The organism is Zobellella iuensis (genome assembly GCF_016746085.1).
Classification (GTDB): domain Bacteria; phylum Pseudomonadota; class Gammaproteobacteria; order Enterobacterales; family Aeromonadaceae; genus Oceanimonas; species Oceanimonas iuensis.
This window is the reverse complement of sequence record NZ_JAERTZ010000032.1, coordinates 160,653-169,248: the sequence shown is the minus strand read 5'-3', so window position 1 is coordinate 169,248 and position 8,596 is coordinate 160,653. Positions and strand designations below refer to the sequence as shown.

The window sequence follows — 8,596 nt, the reverse complement described above, 5'->3', positions numbered from 1 at the left end:
GACCATGCAGTCGTTCTGCCACACCGCCGCCTATCCCAAGCCGGTGGACGTGGTCACCCACCACACCCTGCCCGACTTCATCATGAACCGGGGCGGCGTGTCCCTGCGTCCGGGCGACGGCGTCATCCACTCCTGGCTGAACCGCATGCTGCTGCCCGACACCGTGGGCACCGGCGGTGACTCCCACACCCGTTTCCCCATCGGCATCTCCTTCCCGGCGGGCTCCGGCCTGGTGGCCTTCGCCGCCGCCACCGGGGTGATGCCGCTGGACATGCCCGAGTCGGTGCTGGTGCGCTTCAAGGGCGAAATGCAGCCCGGCATCACCCTGCGCGACCTGGTGCACGCCATTCCCTACTACGGCATCAAGCACGGCCTGCTGACCGTGGCCAAGGAAGGCAAGATCAACGAATTCTCCGGCCGGGTGCTGGAAATCGAGGGCCTGCCCCAGCTGAAGGTGGAGCAGGCGTTCGAGCTGGCCGATGCCACCGCCGAGCGTTCCGCCGCCGGTTGTACCATCAAGCTGGATCAGGAGCCGATCGCCGAGTACCTGAACTCCAACATCGTGATGCTGAAGTGGATGATCGCCGAAGGCTACGGCGACCGGCGCACCCTGGAGCGCCGCATCAAGGGCATGGAAGAGTGGCTGGCCAACCCGGAGTTGATGGCCGCCGACGCCGATGCCGAGTACGCCCATGTGCTGGAAATCGACATGAGCGAGATCAAGGAGCCGATCCTGTGCGCGCCCAACGATCCGGACGACGCCCGCCTGCTGTCCGAGGTACAGGGCGAACAGATCGAAGAGGTGTTCATCGGCTCCTGCATGACCAACATCGGCCACTTCCGCGCCGCCGGCAAGCTGCTGGACAAGTACAAGGGCCAACTGCCGACCCGGCTGTGGGTGGCGCCGCCGACCAAGATGGACAAGGACCAGCTGACCGCCGAGGGCTACTACGGCATCTTCGGCCGGGTCGGTGCCCGCATCGAGATCCCGGGCTGCTCCCTGTGCATGGGCAACCAGGCGCGGGTGGCGGACAACAGCACAGTGGTGTCCACCTCCACCCGCAACTTCCCCAACCGCCTGGGCAAGGGCGCCAACGTCTACCTGGCGTCCGCCGAGCTGGCGGCGGTAGCGGCCATCCACGGCAAGCTGCCGACGGTGGAGGAATACCAGGAGTACGCCAAGGAGCTGAACGCCACCGCGGCGGACACCTACCGCTACCTGAACTTCGACGAGCAGGACTGCTACCTGGTGAAGGCCGACACCGTGATCTTCCAGCAGGCCATCTAAACGCCAGTTTGAAGTCATCTGTACTCGGCCAAAGCGCACTACTCCGCCGACACGCCGTAGGACCTGATACTCGCGGAAACAGCTCTTGTGCCTGTTGGCATGGTTATCAGAGTACAGCGGGGCTTGGAAGAGGCAACAGGGATGGCCTCCACCGACCGTCACATGCCAGGGATGGCATGTGCGAGCCTACATGGACGTACTTGCGGCGTGTCGGTGAAGGTAGCCCTGTTGACGCTTCGCTCAGTCGTTATAGACAAGCTTCGCGGAGACCTTCAGGCCATAAGCCCCACGGTCATCCGTTGACCAAAGCCAGCCCGAGGGCTGGCTTTTTGGCAAGGGGGCTTAAGCCGGTGCCGGCCTCAGCCGCCGCAACATGACGTCCCGGTAATCCCCTTACACCTCCCGCTCGAACAACTCCCCAAGCCGTACCTTGTAGGCTTCCCGGATATGGTTGCGGGCGGCCTGCTCCGCCGCCGCCGCGTCACGCTGCTCGATGGCATCCACGATAAGGCCGTGCTCCCGGCGGGCCGCCTCGGGCCGGCCGACCTTGGCCAGGGTGGTGGGGCCGAGCAGCATCATCGACTCCTGCAGGGAGTTGAGCATCTTCAGCAGGTAGCGATTGTGGGCGCAACGATAGAGGGTGCCGTGAAACAGCCGGTTGTTCTTGACCAGATCCGCCGGCTCGCTGAACTGGGCGTCCCGCTCGCTGATTTCCCGCAGGAAAGTGATCTCCACCTCGGAAGCATGGCGGGCGGCCAGGAAGGCGGCGGTGCCTTCCAGCACCTCCCGCATCGCATACAGCTCGTTGATCATGGCGTGGTCCAGTTCGGTCACTATCATGCCCCGGCTGGGATCATTGGCCACCAGGCCTTCCATCAACAAGCGGTTCAGCGCCTCTCGTACCGGCGTCCGGCTCAGGCCGGTACGGGTGGCCAGATCCGCCTCCCTCACCCGGGTACCGGGCGCCAGGGTGCCCTCCTTGATGGCATCGAGAATAAAGCGATAGGCGAGTTCGCTACGGGATTCGCCCCGCTCGCTGGTGGCGTCGTCCAGGGGTTTGGGTGTTTTTTTGGCTGTGGACATAAGCGTCGGATCACAAATTGAACATGTCGGGATAATACCAAGTGATACCGCTGTTGTCATTTTGTGTACCAATGTATACATTTGCATTCATCAGTATTCAAAGAGGAACCCAAGATGATGCAAGAGACCCATCAGGCAACGGCGGACTGGCTCAAGGCCAGCCATGACGTGCTGGTTATCGGCGGCGGCAATGCCGCCCTGTGCGCCGCTCTGTCGGCCCGCGAGCAGGGGGCCCGCGTGCTGCTGCTGGAAAGCGCGCCCAAAGCCTGGCGCGGCGGCAACAGCAGCCATACCCGCAACCTGCGCTGCATGCACAAGGCCCCGACCGCGGTGTTGAACGACGCCTACCTGGAAGAGGAGTTTTTCGAGGACGTCTGGCGCGTGACCGGCGGACAGACCGACGAAGCGCTGGCCCGCTTTGTCATCCGGGCCTCGGAAAACTGCACCGACTGGATGAGCGGCTACGGGGTCCGCTTCCAGCCGTCCCTGGGCGGCACCCTGCACCTGGGCCGCACCAACGCCTTCTTCCTCGGCGGCGGCAAGGCCCTGGTCAATACCTACTACAAGGCGGCGGAGCGGATGGGGGTGACCATCGTCTATGAAGCCGAGGCGCTGGAGCTGGCCTTTCAGGGCAACCGTTTCGAGCATGCGGTCGTCCACTGGCAGGGCAACCATCACAAGGTGAGCGCCCGTTCCCTGGTGGTGGCTTCCGGCGGCTTCGAATCCAACCGGGAGTGGCTGGAACAGGCCTGGGGCCCGGTGGCCAGGAATTTCCGCATTCGCGGCACCCGCTTCAACCAGGGCAAGATGCTGCGCGCCCTGCTCGACAACGACGCCCTCACCATCGGCGATCCCACCCAGGGCCACGCGGTCGCAATCGACGCCCGCTCTCCCGAATACGACGGCGGTATCGTGACCCGGGTCGACTGTGTCTCCTTAGGCATAGTGGTCAACAACCAGGGCAAGCGCTTCTACGACGAGGGCGAGGATTTCTGGCCCAAGCGCTATGCCATCTGGGGTCGGCTGGTCGCCGGCCAGCCCGACCAGATTGCCTATTCCATCACCGACGCCAAGGCGGTGGGCCGCTTTATGCCCTCGGTCTTTCCCCCGGAGCAGGCCAATACCCTCGAGGAACTGGCGAGGAAGCTGAATATTCCGGTGCATCCCCTGCTCAATACCGTGAAGAAATACAACACGGCGGTACAGCCCGGTGACTTCGATCACAGCGTGCTCGACAACTGCCGCACCCAGGGAGCCATCCCCGAGAAAACCCACTGGGCGCAGACCATCGACAGCCCGCCTTTCTTCGGCTACCCGCTGCGCACCGGCATCACCTTCACCTACCTGGGCGTGCAGGTGGACAAGACCGCGAGGATGAAAATGAACAGCGGCGACATGGCGGACAACGTGTTCGCCGCCGGCGAGGTGATGGCCGGCAATATTCTCGGCAAGGGTTATGTCGCCGGTTTCGGCATGACCATAGGCACTGTATTTGGACGTATAGCCGGCGCGGAGGCCGCTCGACATGCAAAAAATTGATGTACTGATCCAGGAAGCGGACAAGAACCTGACCATCTGTAACGCCTGTCGCTACTGCGAAGGCTTTTGCCCGGTGTTTCCGGCCATGGAGCGGCGGCAAAGCTTCGGGGCCGCCGATATCAACTACCTGGCCAACCTCTGCCACAACTGCAGCGAGTGCTACTACGCCTGCCAGTACGCACCGCCCCACGAGTTCGGGGTCAATATCCCCCAGTCGCTGGCCAAGATAAGAAAAGCCTCGTACCAGCACTATGCCTGGCCCGGCCCCTTCGCCCGCCTGTTCAATAAAAACGGCCTGGTCGCCTCCCTTGCCCTGGGCCTGGGCGCCAGCTTTATCCTGCTGCTGTTTATCGCCCTGAACGGCGGCCTGGGGCAGCTGTTCTCCGGCCATCATGGCGGGGATTTCTACGTCTTCTTCCCCCACAACACCCTGGTGCTGGCCTTCGGCAGCGTGTTCCTGTTCGCCATGCTGGCACTGCTGATGGGCTTCCTCAACTTCTGGCGCGACAGCGGGGAAAAACTGCGGGACCTGGGCCATCTCTCCGCCTGGCGGCAGGCCTGGTCCGACGCCCTCAGCCTGCGCCACCTGCATGGCCAGGAAGACCGGGGTTGCACCTATCCGGACGACAACCATTCCCATTGGCGCCGGTATTTCCACCATTTCACCGCCTATGGCTTCATGCTGTGCTTCGCCGCCACCGCCACCGGCACCCTGTTTCACTATGTGCTGGGCTGGAGCGCCCCCTACGGCTTCTTCACCCTGCCCAAGCTGCTCGGCACCCTGGGCGGCCTCGGCCTGCTGATCGGCCCCGCCGGCCTGCTGTATCTGAAGCGCAAGCGGGATCCCAATACCGCCGATCTGGAGCAGACCGGCATGGACATCGCCTTTATCGCCCTGCTCTGGCTCACCGCCTTTACCGGCCTGCTGCTGATGGTGCTGCGGGAAACCGGCCTGCTCGGGCTGATGCTGGTGATCCACCTCGGTTTCGTGATGTCGCTGTTCCTCACCCTGCCCTACGGCAAGTTCGTGCACGGCCTCTACCGCCTCGGTGCCCTGCTGAAAAATGCCCTGGAACAACGCCGGGAAGAGCAGGGGGCGGCCCTGGTCAGCCAGCCGCGCGAGAGCGGCGTCAAGTTTTACCAGTCCATAAAAGACAATAAATAACAGGAAGTTACCAAACCAACCATGGAGGCAATAACATGACTATTTTTTCCGGCATACTGAAAAAACGGACCTCGGCCGGTCTGCTGGCGGCCCTGCTGCTGCCCGGCGCGGCCCTGGCGGCCGAGCCCGCCTGGCAACCGGGCAGGGCCATCGAATATATCGCGCCGGCCAACCCCGGCGGCGGCTGGGACACCCTGGCCAGAACCACGGCCCGGGTGATCATGCAGGAACGGCTCAGCCCCCAGAGCTTCGCCACCATCAACGTGCCCGGGGGTGGCGGTGCCGTGGCCTGGGCCCAGATAGCCCGGGATAGCAAGAATTCCCACAAGCTGTTCGTGACCAGCCCGCCCCTGATCCTGGTGCCGCTGGCGGGGATGTCCCGCTACGACCATGAGGATTTTACCCCCATCGCCCGGCTGATCACCGACTCGGCGACGGTGCTGGTGCGCAAGGACTCGCCCTACCGGACCCTGAATGACCTGCTGGATGCGCTGCGTGAAAACCCTCGGCTCAGCATCGGCGGCGGCAGCGCGCCCGGCTCATTGCACCACGTTTCCTTCGCCGGCCTGGCCATGGCCGCCGGGCTGAACGCCCGGGAGGTGAACTACGTTTCCTATTCCGGCGGCGGTGAGGCCATCATCAGCCTGCTGGGCGGGCACATAGAGGCGGTCAGCGCCGGCATCGGCGAGTCCTCGGGGCAGATTGCCGAATCCGGCCAGCTGCGCGCCCTGGGCATCGCCGCCGAGGAGCGGCTGCCGGGCACCCTGGCGGATATCCCCACCTACAAGGAGCAGGGGGTGGATTACACCTTCGATATCTGGCGCGGTGTCATGGGTCCCAAGGAGATGCCGGCCGAGGCCGTGGCCTACTACCAGGACCTCTATGTACGCATGCTCAACAGCGACAGCTGGCAACAGGCCCGGGATCAGTTGTCCTGGACCGACGCCTACCTCGACAGCCAGCAATTCGGCATCTTCCTGGACCAGCAGAAGAAACAGTTCGGCCGGGTACTGGCCGAGCTGGGGCTCCTCAAACAATAAGCGGATGCGCATGGGCGGGGCTCCGACGGGAGCTTCGCCATCCCCAAACATGGCGGAATAAGGCAATGAAACACCTTAATAGCAACAGAATCATCGGCTTCATCATGGGGCTGGTGTCCCTGGGTTACCTGTGGCTGGCCTTTCGGATCCCCGCGTTTCCGATGCCAAGACCCATCGACTCCGACTGGTTCCCCACACTGCTGGGCGCAGCCCTGCTGCTGCTGTCCATACTGTTGTGCCTGGAAAAACAGGCCACCCCAGTCAAACGAGAAAAGGCCGCGCAAAAGGACCCCAAGGCCAGGGAGCAGACCAGCCAGTTGCTGATCACCTTGCTCGCCATCGCCGGCTATGCCTTCGGCCTGGAATGGCTGGGCTTTGTCCTGGCATCCAGCCTGTTCGGCATCGGCCTGAGCCACTGCTACGGCTACCGGCGCCACCTCATCAGTGTCGTGGCGACGCTGGCGGTGGTGCTGTCGCTCTACCTCATCATGACCCGACTGCTCGAGGTGCATTTGCCTCGGGGCCTGTTACCGTTTTAACCACCACAACGAGAACTTCGCAATGGACGCACTCCATGGTGTGCTCACCGGCTTTAGTGTCGCCTTTGAGCCAATGAACCTGCTTTATGTTTTCATCGGGGTCTTCGCCGGCACAATTATCGGCATGCTGCCGGGCCTGGGGCCCATCAGCGCCCTGGCCCTGATGATCCCCATGACCTTCGGCATGGAGCCCTCCTCGGCCCTGATCCTGATGGCCGGGGTCTATTACGGCGCCATCTTCGGCGGTTCCACCTCTTCCATCCTGCTCAACGCCCCCGGCGTCGCCAGCACCGTCGCCACCTCCTTCGACGGTTATCCCCTAGCCCGCCAGGGCATGGCCGGCAAGGCCATGGCCATCGCCGCCTATTCCTCCTTTGTCGGCGGCACCCTGTCGGCCGTGGCCCTGATGCTGGTGGCGCCCCTGTTGGCGAAAGTGGCGGTCAGCTTCGGCCCGGCCGAATATTTCGCCCTGATGCTGCTCGGCCTGACCGCCGTGGTCAGCCTGTCCGGCAAGTCCCTGGTCAAGGGCCTGATGGCAGCGGTGCTCGGCATGATGATCTCCATCGTCGGTATCGATCTGCAGACCGGCACCGAGCGCTACACCTTCGGCAGCCTGCACCTACTCAGCGGCGTCGAATTCCTGGTGGTCGCGCTCGGCATCTTCGCCCTGGCGGAGGTGTTCAGCATGTTGCTGCAGCACAAGGGTAATCAGCCATCGGACAGCACCGCCAATATCGGCTCGCTCCGGCTGTCACGCCGCGAGGTCAAAGACATTGCCGTTCCCGCCGGACGCAGCTCCCTGCTGGGTTTCTTTGTCGGCATACTGCCGGGCGCCGGCGCCACAGTCGCGTCCTTCCTCGGCTACATCATGGAAAAACGCCTGGCCAAGGACGGCCACAGCTTCGGCCAGGGCAACCTCAAGGGCGTTGCCGCGCCCGAGGCGGCCAACAATGCCGCCTGCACCGGCTCCTTCGTGCCGCTGCTGACCCTGGGGGTGCCCGGCTCGGGCACCACGGCCGTGCTGCTCGGCGCCCTGCTGGTCATGGGCATCACGCCGGGCCCCACCATGATGGAGCAAAGGCCGGATGTGTTCTGGGGGGTTATCGCCAGCATGTATGTGGGCAACCTCTTCCTGCTGGTGCTGAACCTGCCGCTTATTCCCTATATCGCCCGGCTGCTCGACCTGCCCCGGCCACTGTTGCTGTCGCTCATCCTGATCTTCTGCATGGTCGGCATCTACGGCACCACCTTCGCCATCGCCGATCTGCTGCTGTTGCTGGGATTCGGCCTGCTGGGGCTCGGCATGAAACGCTTTGGCTTTCCGACGGCACCGCTCATCCTCGCCTTGATCCTGGGCAGCATGATGGAGGAATCCCTGCGCCGGGCGCTGCAGATTTCCGATGGCAGCTGGCTGACCTTCATCGACAAGCCAATCGCCCTCTGGCTGCTGGTGCTCACCGCGGTATCGCTGCTCTTCCCGTTATTGAAACACGGCTTGGACCTGCTGCGGCCCAAACCGGCAGCCGCCTGAACATATGCCTTGCAGTGGGCTCCGGTCGGACGGAGCCCACACCAGAAGCGGGCGTCCGCCCGCCCATGGGCCTTGACCAGCGTATATCTGCCCGGTAATGCCATGACTCCCGAGCGATAACCTCTTGCCGTCTACGCCTCTACAAACCAATCAATATCCAATCATTTTAAATAAACATGAAAACTTTCATCCAAAACAGCCATCTCTCATCACGCCATAAACCAAGGCAATGCAGCATAAAATGACGATTTCGTGATCAATAGCAACAAAATAAAAATTCCAAAACACAAAGTTAATGGTATGTTAACTCCAATCCCGTACGGCAGGATCATTCTCACGGACACGGATGCGTCCAAACCCTGTCGATACCGACCCCCAGGCACCGGCTCCGGCCGGTACGGCGGATACCCA

The 8,596-nt window shown here is 63.0% G+C and carries 7 protein-coding genes; 6 read left to right on the top strand and 1 reads right to left on the bottom strand.

Annotated features, from left to right (window positions below; translation table 11 throughout):
* Positions 1-1,288, top strand: a 1,288-nt coding sequence (locus tag JKV55_RS18500; RefSeq protein ID WP_202088483.1) for a bifunctional aconitate hydratase 2/2-methylisocitrate dehydratase, incomplete at its 5' end; no start/stop codon positions are given.
* Between the two features lie 393 nt (positions 1,289-1,681).
* Here JKV55_RS18500 and JKV55_RS18495 read toward each other — a convergent pair.
* Entirely contained in the window at positions 1,682-2,371 is a 690-nt protein-coding gene (locus JKV55_RS18495; protein ID WP_202088482.1) for a GntR family transcriptional regulator, read from the bottom strand.
* Between the two features lie 114 nt (positions 2,372-2,485).
* On the opposite strand from JKV55_RS18495, the gene tcuA reads away from it, so the two are divergent.
* The 5 genes from tcuA (at position 2,486) to JKV55_RS18470 (ending at position 8,185) form a co-directional block, all read left to right on the top strand.
* Positions 2,486-3,910, top strand: coding sequence for an FAD-dependent tricarballylate dehydrogenase TcuA (gene tcuA, locus JKV55_RS18490; RefSeq protein WP_304952629.1), 1,425 nt, complete (start codon positions 2,486-2,488; stop codon positions 3,908-3,910).
* Positions 3,897-5,075 (top strand): tricarballylate utilization 4Fe-4S protein TcuB, encoded by a 1,179-nt coding sequence (gene tcuB, locus JKV55_RS18485; RefSeq protein WP_202088481.1) that lies wholly within the window; start codon positions 3,897-3,899, stop codon positions 5,073-5,075. The genes tcuA and tcuB overlap by 14 nt, the downstream gene beginning before the upstream one ends.
* Before the next feature lie 35 nt (positions 5,076-5,110).
* Positions 5,111-6,115 carry a tripartite tricarboxylate transporter substrate binding protein gene (locus JKV55_RS18480; protein ID WP_202088473.1) on the top strand — a complete coding sequence of 335 codons (1,005 nt, stop codon included), beginning with the start codon at positions 5,111-5,113 and terminating at the stop codon, positions 6,113-6,115.
* 65 nt (positions 6,116-6,180) lie between these two features.
* Positions 6,181-6,654 carry a tripartite tricarboxylate transporter TctB family protein gene (locus JKV55_RS18475; RefSeq protein WP_202088471.1) on the top strand — a complete coding sequence of 158 codons (474 nt, stop codon included), beginning with the start codon at positions 6,181-6,183 and terminating at the stop codon, positions 6,652-6,654.
* A gap of 22 nt (positions 6,655-6,676) precedes the next feature.
* Complete coding sequence (locus JKV55_RS18470) at positions 6,677-8,185, top strand: tripartite tricarboxylate transporter permease (RefSeq protein WP_202088469.1); 1,509 nt, start codon at positions 6,677-6,679, stop codon at positions 8,183-8,185.
* The last annotated feature ends 411 nt before the right edge of the window (positions 8,186-8,596 follow it).